This is a genomic window from Ochrobactrum sp. CGA5 (genome assembly GCF_006345815.1).
Classification (GTDB): Bacteria; Pseudomonadota; Alphaproteobacteria; order Rhizobiales; family Rhizobiaceae; genus Brucella.
On sequence record NZ_VCIG01000001.1, the window covers coordinates 78,389 to 96,587 of the forward strand.

An 18,199-nucleotide genomic window follows, 5' to 3' on the forward strand; every position below is an offset into this window, starting at 1 on the left:
AGACGATCCGATATGGCCGCTGTAGGAAAACGAGCAACCATTCATGATGTGGCCCGCCTTGCCGGTGTGTCGATCAAGACAGTTTCACGCGTTTATAACGACGAACCGAACGTGCGCGAGGCCATTCGTGAAAAGGTCAAGAATGCCGGGAGCGAATTGCGTTACCGTCCCAATGCTGCAGCGCGCAACCTGGTTGAACGGCGTTCTCACCTGATTGGTCTTTTCTTTGAAAATCCGAGCGCCAGCTATGTCACCGAATTGCAGATGGGTGCGCTGGAACGACTGCGCGACACGCGATACCGGCTGCTGATTTTCCCTGTCGAAAATCGTGAGGATATTCGTGGGGCATTGATTGAAACGGCCCATGCTTCTGGTCTCGATGGTATCATTGTGACGCCCCCCATGTCGGACGATCCAGAAATCCTGGCCGAACTGACAGCTTCCGCGATGCCGTTTGCCCGTGTCGCAGGCGACGTAAATGTGCATCCGACGGATAGTGTGACGATCGATGACCAGGCTGCAGCCGCCGATCTGATGGAGTATCTTCTGAAACTCGGTCATCGTCGGATTGCCATTGTTATTGGCGATCCAACCCATCGTTCGGCGGAACTGCGCCTTGCAGGCTATCGGCGCGCATTGGAAGAGGCGGGGATCAAAGGTAATCCTGACTATGAAGTTCAGGGTGGCTTCAGTTTTGCCAGCGGTCTTGCGGCGGGAAAGAAGCTGCTTTCGCTTGACGAGCCGCCGACAGCCGTTTTCGCGTCAAACGACGACATGGCGGCTGCCGTCATGCAAGTCGCCTATGACCACAATATTGCGGTACCTGATCAGCTAACGGTAGTTGGCTTCGATGACAGCGCGATCGCCAGCATGGTTTCGCCACAGATCACCACCGTCCGCCAGCCAATTTTTGAGATGACCCGTGATGCGGCGGACATGCTTCTGAACCAGATTGAGACCGGCCACTTGTCTCCGTCCCGGCGGATTGAATATAAACTTATCATCCGTCAGTCTTCGGGCAAGGCACCGGTATAGACACCAAGGTCAGCTTTGTTCGGGATGTGACGGGAAGAACCGTTCGCGGGCAAAATTTCGGCCGAAGATCATGTCATATTGCAGCATCTGATAATCGCGCAGGAGCGGCGGGAATTGCGGTCGCTGTTGCCAGCCTTCCTCAGCTTTTTCCGAGCGGTCGAACAGCGCATGATTGTCAACGACCTGATAGCGCTCATGTAACTGACGCAGAAAGCCTGTGTAATAGGGATGCTGCATACCTGCCATATCCAGAATGTGCAGTGGCAGGAAGGCGGGGCTGATCGTGCCGGTTCCCCGCTCGGCTCCACGTTTATTCGACCAGAGAACCAATGGCGTTTCGTGTTGCAGCATCATATCCGCGGCGGGCGCTGTGCGACTCGCGACCCGGGTTTTCATAAATCCGGTTTCGACATAGACAGGACCGAGCGGTGGCAGATGGTCACCGAAGAAGACGAGGATTGTTTCTCGCTCTCGCCTGGAGGCCCATTCCATCAACCGTGCAAGGCTTGCATCGGCATCCATGACACCTTGCGCATAGGTGCGGATCGACCGGCGCGTATGGGCGGTGGCGTCAGTCTGCACCTCTAGTTTGGAATCCGGGTAACGATTGGCTTCGTAGGGGCCATGTCCTTGAAGCGAGACCGCAAAGAAGAAGAACGGCGCATCCATGGCATCTGCTTCGCGGATCATTTCCTCAGTCAAAGCAGCGTCGGAAGCCAGCGCGCCGCGCTTTTCAAGCGGTGGCATGTTTTCTTCTGACATGAACTTGTCGAAGCCCATGCTTTCATAGACAGGGGCCCGATTCCAGAACCATTGGCGATAGGGATGGATGGCGCGCGTCGCATAACCCTGATCCTTGAAAAAACTTGCAAGGGAGGGAAGCGGGCGACGGATATATTGCTGATAAGGGATACTGCCAGAGGGCAGGAAGGCTTTGGAAAACCCGGTTAAAGCTTCAAATTCGACATTGGCGGTCATGCCGCCGAATTCCGGCGAGAAGACATGGCCCGATTGCTCTGCCCGGACCGTCGGAATTGGATCGGCGCTGAAAGCCACACCGGGAAGGCGTGTCGGATCCCAGAAGGATTCGCTCATCACCATAATTATGTCAGGCTTCCTGCTATCGAACGCAACCGGGATCAACTGTGCCGGCGGTTCGATGGCGGCAATTGCCTGCGAAGAATAGCCTTCTGGAGCGAAGACGGTTGCCATGGGCGCATTCAGGATGAAGGCCATGGTAAAGCCGTTATGGGCGTAGTTTTCCTTTTGGTCCCAGATGATGGGCAAAATGCGCAGGCGGTCGCGCGCCAGCGAAAAACTGGAATAGTCGGAAATCACTGCAAACCAGGCGAGCAAGGGCAGCGCGAAGGCAAGACGCAGCACGCGGCCCCTTCGCGGGATCGGATCGAAGCGCCGCCACCAGAGCAATGTCACGGTTATCATCACTGCAGCCAAAGCGATGAGAAGCAGGGCTATGCCTACGGCGCTCCACGGGCGATCACGCATCAGCAGCGGCAGAAGATCGACGATCTGACGGGCATAGAGAAAATCGCTCGGATAAAGCGGATCACCGAGATAAAGACTCTTTTCGCGTGCGGTCGTCGCTGCAATCAGCATCAGCGGACCGACAACAAAGAAGCCATAGTGAATGCGTCCGAAAATAGCGTCGCTTGCTGTTAGCACGACGACAAAAAACGCGACTGTGGTCCATGCAGGCTTATGCGGCGTGCGGAAGAACTGCATCGTATCGGTGAACGAGCCGCGCACGATCCATTCAATGGCAAAAACCAGCAGGGTCGAAAGCACGATGGAAGCAAGCGCAATCGCCGTAAGGCGCAGCGGCCAAGCAATACGGGCAGGCCCGAAAATCGCGGCATCGCTCCAGCGACGCGCTGCGGTATTTTCCATCACACCCGGCATGTTGTGCTCACTAACTCCCGAACTTTCAAAAAAATCCTGTCACATTTCTGTCACGGAAATGTCAAGGAACGCTTGGGCCGCGAGTGATACGCATCGTGATCTGAATGGATGATGAATGGAGCATGTCTCCTGAAAGTGGGAACCGGTTTCGGGTTGAAGACATGCGTAAAAATAGCAGATAGACAGTATAAAATGAAAACAGGGCCGGAATTGATCCGGCCCTGTCTACGGCAAATAGGGGGGGATTACGAAAAGACGTCTTCCAGTCCCTTGGTCAGTTCCAGCGCCTGCCGCTCGAACAGGCGACGATAGATGCCGCCGGGCTTGCGGATAAGCGCGTCATGATCGCCTTCTTCAAGAATCTTGCCCTTGTCGAATACCAGCAATCGATCAAGTGCACGAACCGTTGAAAGCCGGTGTGCAATGACAAGCGTCGTACGCCCCACCATCAGCCGCTCCATGGCTTGCTGGATCAATACTTCCGATTCTGAATCGAGGCTCGATGTGGCCTCATCCAGAATAAGGATCGGTGCATCTGCCAGAAACGCCCGAGCAATAGCCACGCGCTGACGCTCGCCACCCGAAAGCTTTACACCGCGTTCACCGACAAGCGTTGCATAGCCCTTCGGCAAGCGGCTGATGAAGTCGTGCGCGCTTGCAAGCTTTGCCGCTTCTTCGATCTCCGCCTGTGTCGCGCCGGGGCGAGCATAGGCGATGTTTTCGGCTAGCGTCCGGTGAAACAGGATCGGCTCCTGTTGCACAATGGCGATTTGCGAACGGAGAGATGCCTGCGTGACATCGGCAATGTTCTGCCCGTCGATGCGGATAGCACCACCGCTGACATCGTAAAGCCGCTGGATCAGCTTCACGAAGGTGGTCTTGCCTGAACCCGAATGGCCAACCAGACCAACCCTTTCGCCAGCTTCGATCTTGACCGAGAAGTCGCGATAGAGGGCTGTTTCGTGGTTGCCATAATGAAAAGTGACGTGATCGAAAGTGATCTCGCCGTTTCCAATCTTGATCGCTGGCGCATTCGGCTTGTCGGCAATGCCGTAAGGCTGTGCCTCGATGTCGACCAGTTCCTCCATGTCGTTGACCGAACGTTGCAGGTTGCGGATATGCATGCCTACATCGCGCAAATAGCCTTGCAGCATGAAGAAGGCTGTCAGGACGAAGGTGATATCGCCTGCCGTCGCCTTGCCCTGGCTCCATAGATAAAGCGCAAAGGCTATGACCACACCACGCATCACCAGCAGGTTAGCGCCCTGAATGAAGCCATTCAGTGTTCCAATCAGCCATGTGCGGCGTGTGCGGCCGCGCCATTTGGTAACGACCTTTGCCAGGCGCACATCTTCGCGGCTTTCCGCACCGAATGCCTTGACAACGGCATTGCACGAAATGGCATCGGCTAACGCACCGCCCATCCGCGTATCCCAGCTATTGGCAAGCGTTGCCGCAGGCGCGACAAAGCCAAGTGAAATCACGATCGTGCAGACGATGAACAGCACCGAGCCGATTGCAACCAGCAGCCCCATCAACGGCCAATACCACGATAGAAGCACCACTGAACCAACCAGCATCAGGATCGACGGCAACAGCGCGACGATCAGCGTATCGTTGAGCAGGTCGAGCGCCCACATGGCACGCGAGACCTTACGCACCGTCGATCCGGCAAAGGCGTTGGCGTGCCAGTCGGTCGAAAACCGTTGCAGCTTACGGAACGAACTGGCTGCCATGTCGCTCATGATCTTCAAAGTGAAGTCCGTAATGACATAGAAGGTCAACTGGCGCGTGATCAGCGCCAGCGCCCCCAGTGCCAGCAGGATGATCAGGGCGTGGATGGCAGCATCCCACGCACCATCGTTACCCAACGAAAGCGCGTCGACCAACCGACCTGAATAGAGCGGCGTCAGAACATCTGCGGCTGTTGCAAGCAGCATGCCGATTATCATCAGCGCCAGCCGCAAGGGCTGACTTCGCCAGTGGCCGAAAGTGTAGCCGAGGACGTTGCGGAAGGCAGGTCCCCGGAAATCTATGCGAAACCGAGTCATATCTGTATTACCAGGCCGCGTTTGAGCGGGTTCTGGTTCCTTTAAAAGCATTTCCAGCAAAAGTGCGAAGCGGTTTCGCGTCGGACAATGCGTGAAAGCAAAGACAAAACGAACAGCCGTTGAGGGCTGCGGCAAATTTGGAAGTGTTAGAATCTGCCCTTAGGGAGGGCGTTCAGGCCTTAGCCTGCGGTGCGGGCCAAAGACTTAAAGCTTGGAAACGCCCGCGCGAACACTGGGCACCATCGGGAATGGGTAATAGAAACGCATCTCATACCTCTTGCCAGTGTTGCAGATGCGTGCACAATAAATGAGCAAAAAATTTTGCCAAGCCGCAAAATGAAGGATTTTCTATCTCAGCATTTGACTGTGGTAAATTTGCAAGGCTTGCTTGAAGCTGCGTTGATCCGGGTTTCAGCCCTTCATTGCAGGGATATTTTCACTTTTTTTGTTACAAGGCGGCTCCGGCCTTGCAATTCCGCCGATCATGGGTGAAGGGTCGTTCTGAGATATATCAGAGCCGTGCGGCGCACAGGGAGAGTTCATGACAGTTCATCAAAATCTGATTGCGGGCGAATGGGTCGGTGGCGACGAGATCGCTAACATCAATCCTTCGGACACCAATGATGTCGTTGGGACTTATGCGCGGGCAACTGCCGATGACACCAAGGCAGCCATCGCTGCCGCGAAAGCCGCTTTCCCGGCCTGGTCCCGGTCGGGCATTCTGGAGCGGCACGCCATCCTTCGCAAAACCGCAGATGAAATTCTGGCACGCAAGGATGAGCTTGGCCGTCTCCTGTCGCGTGAAGAAGGTAAAACGCTGGCTGAAGGCATCGGCGAAACCATCCGCGCCAGCCAGATTTTCGATTTCTTTGCAGGCGAAGCCCTGCGTTTGGCAGGTGAGGTTCTGCCGTCCGCACGTCCGGGCATCGGTGTAGAAATCACCCGCGAGCCAGTCGGCGTCGTCGGTATCATCACGCCGTGGAATTTCCCGATTGCAATCCCGGCATGGAAGATTGCGCCGGCACTTTGCTACGGAAACACGATTGTGTTCAAACCGGCAGATCTCGTGCCGGGCTGCTCCTGGGCGATTGTCGATATCCTGCATCGCGCAGGGTTGCCGAAGGGCGTTCTCAACCTCGTCATGGGCAAGGGCTCGGTTGTCGGTCAGACCATTCTGGACAGTCCCGATGTCAACGCCGTCACCTTCACCGGTTCGACCGGTACGGGCAAGCGCGTTGCGGCGGCTTCCATCGAACACAACCGTCGCTTCCAGCTCGAAATGGGCGGCAAGAATCCGGTTGTCGTTCTGGATGATGCCGATCTCGATGTCGCTGTCGAGTCCGTGGTCAATTCGTCCTTCTTCTCGACCGGCCAGCGTTGCACGGCGTCGTCGCGCATCATTGTAACGGAAGGTATTCACGACAAGTTCGTTGCGGCGGCCATCGAAAAGCTCAAGACTGTCGTGGTGGACAATGCCCTGAAACAGGGGACGCATATCGGTCCGGTTGTTGATGAAAGCCAGCTTCAGCAGGATATGGACTACATTGAGATCGGTCGCAAGGAAGGCGCAAAGCTTGCCTTTGGCGGCGAGCGTTTGAACCGCGAAACGCCGGGCTTCTATCTCCAGCCTGCGCTTTTCACCGAAGCCACCAACCAGATGCGTATCAGCCGCGAGGAAATCTTTGGCCCTGTCGCTTCGGTCATCCGCGTGAAGGATTATGAAGAAGCGCTTGCTACCGCCAACGATACGAGCTTCGGCCTGTCATCGGGCATTTGCACGACGAGCCTGAAATATGCCACGCATTTCAAGCGCAATTCGGAAGCGGGCATGGTGATGGTCAATCTGCCGACAGCGGGCGTGGATTTCCACGTGCCATTCGGCGGACGCAAGGGCTCAAGCTATGGTCCGCGCGAACAGGGCCGTTATGCCGCCGAGTTCTACACGACGGTCAAGACGGCCTATACGCTAGCCTGATAACGGCGTGAGTGCATGTGAAAACCGGCGGTTGTCCCGCCGGTTTTCATTTGGCTTTTTGCGGCCAAGCGGCAAGCTTGCGGGCGAAATGCGACACTGTGCTGTGCAGCAGCATGGTGAAGGCCGCCAGTACGAACAGGCAGGCGAACATGAGGTCCACCTTGGCACGCCCATTGGCGAGCAGCATCAGATAGCCGAGGCCCTTAGACGCCCCCACCCATTCGCCCACCACGGCGCCGATGGGGGCATAGACCGCCGCAAGGCTAAGGCCCGACGCCAGCGAAGGAAAGGCGGCTGGGATGCGGATGCGAAACAGGATCGCCAGAGGTCCGGCTCCGAGAATTTCCGCCGCGTCGATCAGGCTGCTGTCGGTACGCCGCATGCCGTCGAAGAAGGTCGAAACGACAGGAAAGAAGATCATCAGCACTGTGACCGCGATCTTCGATGCAGGACCGTAGCCAAGCCACAACGTCAAAATGGGGGCGAGCGCGAAGATTGGGATCGCCTGACTGAACACCATCGCCGGCATGACGAGCCGCTGCGCGAGCGGAGACATCATCAGCCCGATTGCGGTCGCGATGCCGACTGCGCTGCCAAGGACGAGACCGCCCAAAACCTCGCCGATGGTGGCGGCAGCGTTTTCGGCAATCAGCCCGGCATTGCCGATTAAGGACTGCACGACATCCAGCGGGCCGGGCAGGATGAAGCGCGGCATCTGGCCGACGCTCACCACTGCCTGCCAGATGGCAAGCGCTATGGCTGCCGACAGTAAACCATCGGCGGTGCGCTTTTTCCGGCTTCGGTTCGTAGGTGCCTCGTTCACTATCCGGCTTTCAAACCCATTGACCAGAAATCGGCTTCGAGCCTGCTTGCTGTTGCGAAAATCTGGCAGAGCTTCGGCCAGCGCGGGCTTTTCTCAAAATCGTCGCCGATACGGTCCTTTGCGGCCTGATCGAACAGCTTGCCGACCGTGTGACACATGTCCTGATAATCAGACCCCGCATAGGTGTCGATCCACTCCTGATAAGGCGTGCCGGGTAGGGCGGTTACGGCGAGGTTGAGGCCGATTTCGCCATAGCCATGCGCGCAGGGCACGAGCGCGGTCAGGAGATCTAGAAAATCGCCCGCCTGCCCGCAATCGAGCACATAGCGGGTGTAAGCGACGTTTTCCGGCTCTTCTTTGGTCGTGTAAAGCTCGTCTTCGCTGATTCCTTCGCGGGCACAAATGCCGACATGAAGCGGCAGCTCGGTCACGGCCAGACCATGCATAATTTGAGCGCAGAGCCGTGTTTCCTGCAATGTATTGGCTTTGACAACGCCAAGCGCGAAGGCGCGGGCATAGTGGTGCAGATAGACGTAGTCCTGACGGAGATAATGCAGGAAGGCAGCTTTCGGCAGCGTTCCATCACCCAATCCGCGCACGAAATCATGCTCGATATAGGGCTTCCAGTCGCCAAGCGTCGCAGCGCGAAGGCGCGTGAAAAGTTCGGATGAATAATGCGGTTGCGGCATGGTCATGACTTGCTCCCTTCCGCGTTGACGTCGATGGCAAATTTCTCGACCGGCAGGATCGAAGGCACGAGACCGTTCTCCTTGAGATAGGCTTCGTAGCGCCTCCATCGTCCATAATCGAGACTTGCAGGCGAGCGGGAGAAACGGGCGACAGTGTCTTTCCAGGCGCGCTGGTTCAGCTCGTCCTTGAGTTCGGTGCTGTAGGAGGAGAACAGCTCGTAGCCCTCGTTCGGGTGGTTGACGATAAATTGCGCGGCCTTTTCGGTGGCCGAGAGGAAGCGCGAAATCTTGTCCTTTTCGGCAGCGTCCAGCCTGTCCGAAGCGGCGACATAGACCAGCTCGTCATAAACCGGCACGCCTTCTTCCTCGACGAAGAAGCACTTGCCGGGTACGCCTTCGACAGCCATCTGGTTCAGCTCGACATTGCGATAGGCCCCCATAACGGCATCGACCTGTTTCGACATGAGCGACGGCGTAAGCGAGAAATTCACGTTGATGAGTTCGACATCGGAGAGTTTGACGCCATGCTGTCCGAGAATGGTGCCGAGCAATGTTTCTTCGGTTCCGGCGACCGAATAGCCGATCTTCTTGCCCTTGAGATCGGCGATGGAGGTCACCGATCCGTCGGCGCGGGTCATCAGGCAGTTGAGCGGCGAGTCGATCAGTGTCCCGACGCGGATCAGCGGCAGCCCCTCATGCACTTGAAGATGCACCTGCTGCTGATAGGAAATGGCGAGATCAGCCTGTCCTGCCGCCACCATTTTGGTTGGTGTCGAGGCATCGGCAGGCGCGACAATATCTACGTTCAGCCCGGCATCCTTGAAGTAACCAAGCTTGTCGGCGATGATGATCGGACCATGGTCAGGGTTCACATACCAGTCGAGAATAAGTTTTAGCTTGTCGTCGGCATGGGCCGAAGTTGAAGCGGTGAGGGCGAGACCGAATAGGGCGGCGAGGGCAGTTCTTTTCATCGGGTCTGCTCCAGAGCAGGGCCTGCATAAGCGCGCGTGGCTTTGATCCACTGGCGCAGGCGGCTTTCGGGGTTGGCGTTGAGGGTAATGTCGGTAACGACAGAAACGATATCGGCACCCGCGTCGAAAACGCCCGGTGCACGTTCGACACTCATGCCACCGATACCTACCAGTGGAATGTCGCCGATCCGGGCTTTCCATTGCCCAAGGCGCGCAAGGCCCTGTTCTTGCCATTTCATCTTTTTCAAGATTGTCGGGTAGATGGGGCCGAGCGCTATATAGTCAGGCTTTACCGACAATGCGCGATCAAGCTCGGTCTCGTCATGGCTGGAGACGCCCAGTTTCAGGCCACCGGCACGAATGGCATCGAGATCGGCATCGTCGAGGTCTTCCTGACCGAGATGGATGAAGTCGCAGCCTTCCTCCAGCGCCAGCTTCCAGTAGTCGTTGATGATGAGCTGGCAGTCATGCGCAAGGCATATATCGCGGGCCGCACGGATTTCAGCGCGCAAAGCAGCGTCGTCTTTATCCTTGATACGCAATTGCGCCAGCTTGACGCCGAGTGGCACCATGCGCTCAAGCCATGCTGCGCTGTCGAAGATCGGGTAGAACGGATCGAGGGCCATTACAGAAACGCCTTTCCGAGGAGGGGGGTGGAGGGGGCGGCCATGTCGCGTGCTTCGATGGCGTCGGCTTCAAAAGCGAGCCGCCCGGCCTCGACTGCAAGCGCGAAACCGCGCGCCATGGCGACAGGATCACCGGCCTTGGCGACGGCGGTGTTGATGAGCACGGCGTCATAGCCCAGCTCCATCGCCGCCGCCGCATGGGACGGCACGCCGATGCCTGCATCGACCACCAGCGGAACATCGGGAAAATGCGCCCGCATGGTCTTCAGCGCATAGGGATTGTTCAGTCCGCGCCCGGAGCCGATCGGCGCGCCCCATGGCATCAGAACCTTGCAACCGGCCTCGATAAGCTTTTCCGCGACGACCAGATCGTCATTCATATAGGGAAAGACCTCAAAGCCCTCGTCGCAGAGCGTGCGGGCTGCTTCCACGAGGCCGAACGGATCGGGTTGCAAAGTGTCGTGATCGCCGATCACTTCCAGCTTGATCCAGTTCGTGCCGAAGATTTCGCGCGCCATTCTGGCTGTGGTTACCGCTTCACGCGGCGTGTGACAGCCCGCCGTATTGGGCAGAACGGCGACGCCCAGCTCGCGGATCAGCGCCCAGAAATCCTGTCCGGCCCGTGCCTCACCGCTTTCACGACGCAGCGAGACGGTGACGATTCCGGCCCGCGAGGCGCGCACCGCATCGGCAAGAATAGCGGGCGATGGATATTGCGCAGTGCCAAGCAGCAGACGACTTTCAAATTTCCGGCCATAGAATTCCAGCATCTCAGCCTCCCTGCATTGGGGCCAGAACCTCGATGCGATCGCCAGCCGAAAGGGTCGCAGCTTCGCGCTCGTCGCTGGCTACGAATTCGCCGTTCAGCGCGGTCGCAACAACCGCCTCATCCAGTTCGATCTCAGTCAGCAGCGCCGCCAGATTGGTGGCTGCCGTGGTAATGACTTCACCGTTCAGCACTATCGTCATGCATAGTCCTCCACAAATTCAGGCTTGGGTCCGGTTGCATCTTCCGGCATGGTCGCGGCGGCAACTGCCATACGCGCCACGGCGGGCGAGAGCAGGAAGCCGTGACGGTAAAGCCCGTTGACATAGATCGTTTTGCCACGCCGTCTCACGCGGGGCAGATTGTCGGGAAAGGCCGGGCGCGCATCGACACCGGTTTCGAGAATCTCCGCCTCACCAAAGGCTGGATGCAAGGCATAGGCCGCGCTTAAAAGTTCCAGCGTGGAGCGCACGCTGATGCCGCTACGCTGGTCGCTTTCGATCATGGTCGCGCCGATCATGTGCACGCCGTCGCCGCGCGGCACGATATAAAGCGGAATGCGCGGATGCAGGAGGCGCACGGGGCGCTTCAGATTGATGTCGCGCGAACGGACAATCAGCATCTCCCCCTTGACGCCACGCAGGTCCTGCAACTGGTCGCGCGCTGCGAGGCCGCGTGCATCAATGGTAATGTCGGCATCGACTTTCACGTCTTTCGCATCCTGCCCGAAGTGAAAGACGACGCCTGCCTTTTGCAGTTTTTCGGTGAGCTCAACCAGTGTTCTGCGCGGATTGAGATGGCCTTCTGCCGTGAAGAACAGACCTTGCCGGAAACGCCCTGCAAGATCTGGCTCCAGCGCATCAATCTGGTGTTGATCAATGGTCTCAAATGCTTCGGTCCTGCGGGCGAAGCGCCGAAGTTCGGTTGCATCGCGTGTGTGCGAGAGGACAAGCGTGCCCTTGCGATGGACTGTCGAAACGTGCTGTTCCCACCAGTCGATTGCCTCCTGTCCCAGGCGAACGACAGGTTCTTCTGCGCTCTCGCCCTCGCACCAGGGTGCCAGCATTCCACCCGCAAACCATGAGCAACTGTCGGAACCGATCTCCGCGCTTTTGGCGATGACGGTGACGGCATGGCCTTGATCGGTAAACTCGGTGGCGGTGGCAAGACCGGCGACGCCCGCTCCGATGATGGTGACGCGCATCACATGGTCTCCTCTGTTCGGCTTTTCCAGAGGTCATGGAAATGGTGCACCGGCCCGTGGCCCTGTCCGACCTTCAATGTGTCGGCGGCGCGGATTGCTCCTTGCAGATAGGCATGGGCTGCTAGCACGGCTTTCTCGAGCGAAAGATTCTTGGCAAGTTCAGCTGCAATGGCTGAAGAGAGGGTGCAGCCCGTGCCATGTGTGTTGCCGGTCAGAATACGCGATGCCTCGACACGCAATGTCGGCTGATCGGGGCGAACCAGAAGGTCGACGCAGGTTTCGCCTTCCGCATGGCCGCCCTTCATCAAAACTGCTTTCGCGCCGCGTTCGAGTAAGGCGCGGCCCTGCCTTTCGGCGTCCGCATCGTCGAGCGCCAGACCGCAGCCGAGCAGGCAAGCCGCTTCTGGCCGGTTGGGCGTCAAAAGCGTGGCCAGCGGCACCAGTTTCTGGCGCAAAAGCGCTGTGGCGTTTTCGCTCAAAAGCCGGTCGCCCGACTTTGCCACCATCACCGGATCGACAACGACGGGACCGGAAAAATGTGCAAGGCCCCGCGCAATGGCCTCAATTGTTTCAGGAACAGAAACCATGCCGATCTTGACGGCTGCGACATTGAGGTCGCTGAAAACTGCATCGATCTGCCCTGCGACTATGGCCGGTGGGATGTCGTGCACCGCGCTTACCATGCAGGTGTTCTGAACGGTTACGGCGGCAATCACACTTGCGCCATAGACGCCGAGCGCTGAAAACGTCTTGAGGTCGGCCTGAATGCCGGCGCCGCCGCCACTGTCGGAACCGGCAATGGTGACACAAATAGGCACGGAAGAGGCTTCATCGCCTGTTGATAAAGTTCGGGAGAAACTGTGTCTTTGGTCCGTCATGTCGTCTCTCATTCCGAACGGAAAATGAGACGTCATGAACTGGGTCGGAGCCTAAGCTCCATTTGGGGCATTGCCCCGTCCGCGACGCGCCAAACTCCGTTCCCTACGCAGGTATTACCCGGATCAGGTTCAATGGGTTGACGCGAGAACGCGCCTCTCAGCCTCTGGTGTCGCAAGATCGGACGGAAAACTGCCCAGCACTTTTCCCGATATTGCTTCGAAGGCACCCCAACGAATTTTGCGTCTGTAGGCATAGGCCGGAAGTGGAAGCGGGTCAAGCGATGGAAAAAGTACGGCTTTAAAGAAATTCCTTAAATGAGCCCTCGATTTGTATATGGTTTATTAAAATTCTCGGCTTTAATCTGTGTCGGGGCGTATCATCCGCGTGTTATGCATCATGTTATGAAATGGGACGGTCTGCGTATGAAGTGGATCGTTATTATCCTGTAGGATCAGTTGGATGAGGGGTTTGCGATGAGGAAGCGGAAGGGCGCTTCGGCGGAAGGCACGATGGCGCGCACGTCCGAACAGGACTTCCGTATTCTTTTCACGACACACCCGACACCGATGTGGGTTTATGACCCGGAGACGCTACGCTTCATCGTGATGAACGATGCCGCCTACAGGCTCTATGGCTATACTGTCGATGAAATTCCGGGCATGACCGTTCTTGACATTCGACCGCAGACCGAGCGGGATCGAATGCTTGCCGCTATTCGCGACCGCAGCGACCTTGAGCGACCGGAACGATGGCAACATCTGCGGGCTAATGGTGAAACCATCGATGTCCTGACTTATGGACGCCAGGTCTTGTTCGACGGTAAGGACGCTATTCTGGCAATCGTTCAGGACAGAACGGAATTGGCGGAGGCCAATCGTCAGGCAAATCATGCGCAGACTTTACTGGACAGTCTTGTCAACAATCTGCCGCTTGGCGTCTTCGTCAAAGACATGCAAGACGAAGGGCGTTATGTACTCTACAATCAGGCTGCATCAGCGGCGAGCGGACAGCCGATAGAAGAAGCTATCGGCTCTACCGCCCTTGATCTCTTCCCCAAGCATGAAGCGGCTGTGATTGGCCAGCAGGACCGACTGGCGATGCAACGCCGGGAAGTGTTCAGGGTCGAACGCAAGATCGAGCGCAAGGATGGGACCTCGCGCATGATGCGGATCATAAAATGCTCCATCCCGCCCGTTGAGGGGGATGAACCGCGTTATCTGATTGGTCTCATTGAGGATATAACGGAACGACACGAGATCGAGAAACGCATGGCATATATCGCCATGCACGATAGTCTGACTGGTCTGCCGAACCGCACCTATTTCGCGCACCATGTGGAGGGCCTGCTGAAAAAGGGTGGAGATTCCGAGCCCTTCGCCCTGTTCTATCTCGACATTGATCATTTCAAGAACATCAACGACAGCATCGGCCATCAGGCGGGTGACCAGCTTTTGCAGGAAGCGGCGCGCCGTCTGAAACAGATCACGACTTCGGATGAATTCATTGCCCGGCTTGGCGGCGATGAATTTGCCATTGTTTATCGCAGCGGAACGCTGGGGCAGATCGCGATGTTTGCGGATCGCATCCTTTCAGCTTTTCAGGATGCGTTCACGCTGGTGGGTAATTCCGAATTTGTCTCATGCAGCATGGGTATTGCCCAAGCGCCGTTGCATGGTGACAATCCCGATGCGTTGATGCGTAATGCCGATCTTGCACTTTATGCTTCAAAATCAGGTGGACGCCGCACGTTCCGTTTTTATCAACATTCCCTGCGTTTGGCAGCGGAGAAGCGCCATGTCATGACGGGCGAACTTCGCCAGGCTCTGCTTGATGAACAGTTTGAACTGCATTATCAGCCGATTTTCAATCTTGAAAGCGGCAAGATTTCAGGTTTTGAAGCGCTGATCCGCTGGCGTCATCCTGAAAGGGGCATGGTTTCACCTGCCGAATTCATTCCATTGGCGGAAGAAACGGGACTGATTGGTCCCATCGGCGACTGGGTTCTAAGGGCTGCATGTCGGGAAGCCGTTCTATGGCCGGAGGACATCAAGGTTTCGGTCAACCTCTCCCCGGTGCAGTTCAGCCAGACAACACTTCTGAACTCCGTCACAGACGCGCTGGAAGCGGCTGGTCTTTCACCCGACAGGCTTGAGCTTGAAATCACGGAATCGGTCTTCCTGTCGAACAGCAAGAACAATATCGAGCTGCTTTTCGAGCTTCGCCGACTGGGTGTTCGGATTGCTATGGATGATTTCGGCACCGGCTATTCTTCGCTCAGCTATCTGCGATCATTTCCATTCGATAAAATCAAGATTGATCGCAGTTTCGTTTCGGGAATTGAGGTCGATACGCGCGATCTGGCTATCATTCAGGCCGTGGCAACGCTCGGTGCGGGCTTCAACATTGTCACCACAGCTGAGGGCGTGGAAACTGCACAACAACTGGAGCGTTTGAAGACCGAGCGGTTTGGTGAGGTGCAGGGCTTTCTGACCGGGCGGCCTATGCCTGCCAGCGACGTACACTCTTTCATTCGCAATCGCAGTAGTGTTGGCCTGGAAATGCCCGCAGCACATAATAGATTGCCGGTTTAGCGGATACATTCGGTCATTTCGGGTGCCATTTCCATCAAACCAACAGGCATTGACCCTAAATCGCAACGTGCTTCAAAAAGGGCTTGACCTTCCAACGGTAGGAAGGCTTATTTGAAGAGCAACTCTCGAATTCTGCCCTTTCGGGCATTGAAAGGGATTGCCATGAACAAGCGTGTAAATCACGAAGCTATTACTTTTCCGGTGCCTGTCGAAGGCATGAGCTGTGCCTCATGCGTATCGTCCGTGGAAAAAGCCGTGTCCAAAGTTCCGGGCGTCGACAAGGTCTCCGTCAACCTCGCGACGGAACGCGCTGATGTGACCTTCAAAGGCGCACCGGATATGCCCTCGGTTATTGAGGCTATTCGCAAGGCGGGTTACGAAGTGCCGGCTGCCAGCATAGATCTGGCGATTGAGGGCATGAGTTGCGCTTCCTGCGTGAGCAAGGTGGAAAAGGCATTGAACGGCGTGCCAGGTGTCACCCGTGCCAGCGTCAACCTCGCAACAGAACGGGCGCATGTCGATCTGGCAGGGCATGTCTCGGTCAGTGAGCTTATAAAGGCAGTCGAAACTGCCGGTTATGAGGCGCGGTCACTTGATGACAAGCAGGCCAGCGACAGACAGGAGACCCAGTCCGAAAAGCGGGATGCGGAAGCGACTGAACTGAAGAAAAGCGTCATTCTTGCCGCCCTTCTGACGTTGCCTGTTTTTGTGCTGGAGATGGGGTCGCATCTCATTCCGGCGGTTCATATGTTCGTCATGGACCGCATTGGCATGCAGAACAGCTGGTATCTGCAACTCGTGCTCACGACGCTGGTTCTGTTCGGACCGGGCTTGCGTTTTTTCAAGAAGGGCATACCCACATTATTGCGCGGCACGCCCGACATGAATTCGCTTGTCGTGGTCGGTACGCTGGCAGCCTGGTGTTTCTCTGTTGTTGCAACCTTTCTTCCGGGAGTGCTGCCTGAAGGTACGGTGAATGTCTATTTCGAAGCCGCTGCCGTCATAGTGACATTGATTCTGATCGGGCGTTATCTGGAAGCGCGCGCCAAGGGTCGCACCAGTGCGGCAATCAGCCGTCTGGTTGGCTTGCAGGCAAAGTCGGCACGGGTTCTGCGGGACGGTGAAGCGGTCGACGTGCCGCTTGAAGAGGTCCGTGCGGGCGATGTGGTCCAGGTTCGTCCGGGCGAGAAAGTGCCGGTTGATGGCGAAGTGATCGACGGATCATCCTATGTGGATGAATCGATGATCACCGGCGAGCCTGTGCCGGTAGCCAAGGAGAAGGGCGCGGAAGTGGTTGGTGGGACGATCAACAAGACCGGCGCCTTCACCTTCCGCGCCACCAAGGTTGGCCGCGATATGGTGATCTCGCAGATCATCCGCATGGTCGAGGATGCGCAGGCCGACAAATTGCCGATTCAGGCTATGGTCGACAAGGTGACGGGCTGGTTCGTTCCCGCCGTGATGGCTGCGGCCGCGTTGACCTTTGCATTGTGGCTGGCGATTGGTGGCACGGGCATGCTGGGTTACGCGCTGGTCAACGCCATTGCGGTGCTCATCATCGCCTGCCCTTGTGCCATGGGTTTGGCCACACCGACCTCTATTATGGTCGGGACGGGCCGCGCCGCAGAGTTCGGTGTCCTTTTTCGTCGCGGTGACGCATTGCAGACTTTGCGCGACGCTTCCGTTATTGCCGTCGACAAGACCGGTACGCTGACACAGGGAAAGCCTGCACTGGCGCATTTCGCGACCGTCGAAGGTTTCGAGAAGGACAAACTTCTGGCGCTTGTCGCAGCTGTTGAAGCGCGTTCTGAGCATCCGATTGCCGATGCGATTGTGGAAGCAGCAAAGGCAAAGGGGTTGAAACTCGCAGATGTATCGGCCTTTGAGGCGGTGCCCGGTTTTGGTTTGAAGGCGCAGGTCTCCGGCCATGAGGTGGCCATCGGTGCTGATCGTTACATGGCAAAGCTGGGTCACGATGTGACTGTGTTTGCCGATGATGCCAAGCGTCTTGGCGATGAAGGACAGTCCCCGCTCTATGCGGCCATTGACGGCAAGCTGGCGGCAATTTTGACGGTCGCCGACCCGATGAAAGAAACCACGCCAGCAGCAATTGCTGCCCTGCACGAGCAGGGGCTGAAGGTCGCCATGATTACCGGCGATAATCGTCGCACTGCGGAGGCCATCGCAAGGCGCCTGGGCATTGATGAAGTGGTTGCGGAAGTGCTGCCAGACGGCAAGGTCGAGGCGCTGAAGCGTCTTTCGGCGGGCGGCAAACGGATCGCTTTTGTCGGTGATGGTATCAACGATGCACCTGCTCTCGCTGCCGCTGATGTCGGTATTGCGATTGGCACCGGCACGGACATCGCGATTGAAAGTGCGGACGTTGTACTGATGTCGGGCGATCTGCGCGGTGTGGTCAATGCCATTGCCATATCCAAGGCGACGATCCGCAATATCGGTGAAAACCTGTTCTGGGCCTTTGCCTATAACGTGGCGCTGATCCCGGTCGCGGCAGGGGTTCTTTATCCTTTCACCGGAACGCTGTTGTCTCCGGTTCTGGCGGCAGGCGCCATGGCTTTCTCGAGCATCTTCGTGCTGAGCAATGCCCTGCGGCTCAAGGCTTTTAAAAGTCCGATAGAGGCCTAAACAAAAAAGGCGCGGTGTTGGCC

At 57.1% G+C, this 18,199-nt stretch carries 14 protein-coding genes and 1 riboswitch; of the genes, 4 read left to right on the plus strand and 10 right to left on the minus strand.

From position 1 onward, the window contains the following. Positions 1-12 precede the first annotated feature (12 nt). On the plus strand, positions 13-1,035 hold the full coding sequence (locus FJQ48_RS00375; protein WP_139973242.1) for a LacI family DNA-binding transcriptional regulator: 1,023 nt from the start codon (positions 13-15) through the stop codon (positions 1,033-1,035). 9 nt (positions 1,036-1,044) lie between these two features. On the opposite strand, the gene FJQ48_RS00380 is transcribed toward FJQ48_RS00375, so the two are convergent. Then, positions 1,045-2,955, minus strand: a complete 1,911-nt coding sequence (locus FJQ48_RS00380) for an LTA synthase family protein (protein WP_139973243.1) — start codon at positions 2,953-2,955, stop codon at positions 1,045-1,047. 245 nt (positions 2,956-3,200) lie between these two features. Continuing rightward, positions 3,201-5,006: an ABC transporter ATP-binding protein gene (locus FJQ48_RS00385; RefSeq protein ID WP_180350079.1), complete on the minus strand. Its 1,806-nt coding sequence runs from the start codon at positions 5,004-5,006 to the stop codon at positions 3,201-3,203. Between the two features lie 541 nt (positions 5,007-5,547). On the opposite strand from FJQ48_RS00385, the gene FJQ48_RS00390 reads away from it, so the two are divergent. Then, on the plus strand, positions 5,548-6,981 hold the full coding sequence (locus tag FJQ48_RS00390; RefSeq protein ID WP_139973245.1) for an aldehyde dehydrogenase family protein: 1,434 nt from the start codon (positions 5,548-5,550) through the stop codon (positions 6,979-6,981). A 46-nt stretch (positions 6,982-7,027) separates the two neighbouring features. Here FJQ48_RS00390 and FJQ48_RS00395 read toward each other — a convergent pair whose 3' ends face one another. From FJQ48_RS00395 to thiD, 8 genes are read right to left on the minus strand one after another with little or no spacing between them, the layout of a single operon-like run. Continuing rightward, positions 7,028-7,804, minus strand: a complete 777-nt coding sequence (locus FJQ48_RS00395) for an ABC transporter permease (RefSeq protein WP_139973246.1) — start codon at positions 7,802-7,804, stop codon at positions 7,028-7,030. Further along, complete coding sequence (tenA, locus tag FJQ48_RS00400; RefSeq protein ID WP_139973247.1) at positions 7,804-8,499, minus strand: thiaminase II; 696 nt, start codon at positions 8,497-8,499, stop codon at positions 7,804-7,806. The genes FJQ48_RS00395 and tenA overlap by 1 nt, the downstream gene beginning before the upstream one ends. Next, entirely contained in the window at positions 8,496-9,464 is a 969-nt protein-coding gene (locus FJQ48_RS00405) for an ABC transporter substrate-binding protein (RefSeq protein WP_139973248.1), read from the minus strand. The genes tenA and FJQ48_RS00405 overlap by 4 nt, the downstream gene beginning before the upstream one ends. Further along, positions 9,461-10,090 (minus strand): thiamine phosphate synthase, encoded by a 630-nt coding sequence (locus FJQ48_RS00410; RefSeq protein WP_139973249.1) that lies wholly within the window; start codon positions 10,088-10,090, stop codon positions 9,461-9,463. The genes FJQ48_RS00405 and FJQ48_RS00410 overlap by 4 nt, the downstream gene beginning before the upstream one ends. Continuing rightward, positions 10,090-10,860 carry a thiazole synthase gene (locus tag FJQ48_RS00415; RefSeq protein ID WP_139973250.1) on the minus strand — a complete coding sequence of 257 codons (771 nt, stop codon included), beginning with the start codon at positions 10,858-10,860 and terminating at the stop codon, positions 10,090-10,092. Before FJQ48_RS00415 ends, FJQ48_RS00410 begins: the two co-directional genes overlap by 1 nt. Before the next feature lies 1 nt (position 10,861). Beyond that, complete coding sequence (thiS, locus tag FJQ48_RS00420; RefSeq protein ID WP_139973251.1) at positions 10,862-11,059, minus strand: sulfur carrier protein ThiS; 198 nt, start codon at positions 11,057-11,059, stop codon at positions 10,862-10,864. Further along, a complete protein-coding gene (gene thiO, locus FJQ48_RS00425) occupies positions 11,056-12,060 on the minus strand; it encodes a glycine oxidase ThiO (protein WP_139973252.1) in 1,005 nt (334 codons plus the stop codon). Before thiO ends, thiS begins: the two co-directional genes overlap by 4 nt. Next, on the minus strand, positions 12,060-12,938 hold the full coding sequence (gene thiD, locus FJQ48_RS00430; RefSeq protein WP_247870272.1) for a bifunctional hydroxymethylpyrimidine kinase/phosphomethylpyrimidine kinase: 879 nt from the start codon (positions 12,936-12,938) through the stop codon (positions 12,060-12,062). The genes thiO and thiD overlap by 1 nt, the downstream gene beginning before the upstream one ends. Positions 12,939-13,021: 83 nt before the next feature. Further along, a riboswitch (TPP riboswitch) is annotated at positions 13,022-13,179 on the minus strand. A 233-nt stretch (positions 13,180-13,412) separates the two neighbouring features. Between thiD and FJQ48_RS00435 the strand changes: the two genes are divergently transcribed. Together FJQ48_RS00435 and FJQ48_RS00440 are read left to right on the plus strand one after the other, a co-directional pair. After that, on the plus strand, positions 13,413-15,530 hold the full coding sequence (locus FJQ48_RS00435) for a bifunctional diguanylate cyclase/phosphodiesterase (RefSeq protein WP_139973254.1): 2,118 nt from the start codon (positions 13,413-13,415) through the stop codon (positions 15,528-15,530). Between the two features lie 162 nt (positions 15,531-15,692). Beyond that, positions 15,693-18,176: a heavy metal translocating P-type ATPase gene (locus tag FJQ48_RS00440; protein ID WP_139973255.1), complete on the plus strand. Its 2,484-nt coding sequence runs from the start codon at positions 15,693-15,695 to the stop codon at positions 18,174-18,176. The last annotated feature ends 23 nt before the right edge of the window (positions 18,177-18,199 follow it).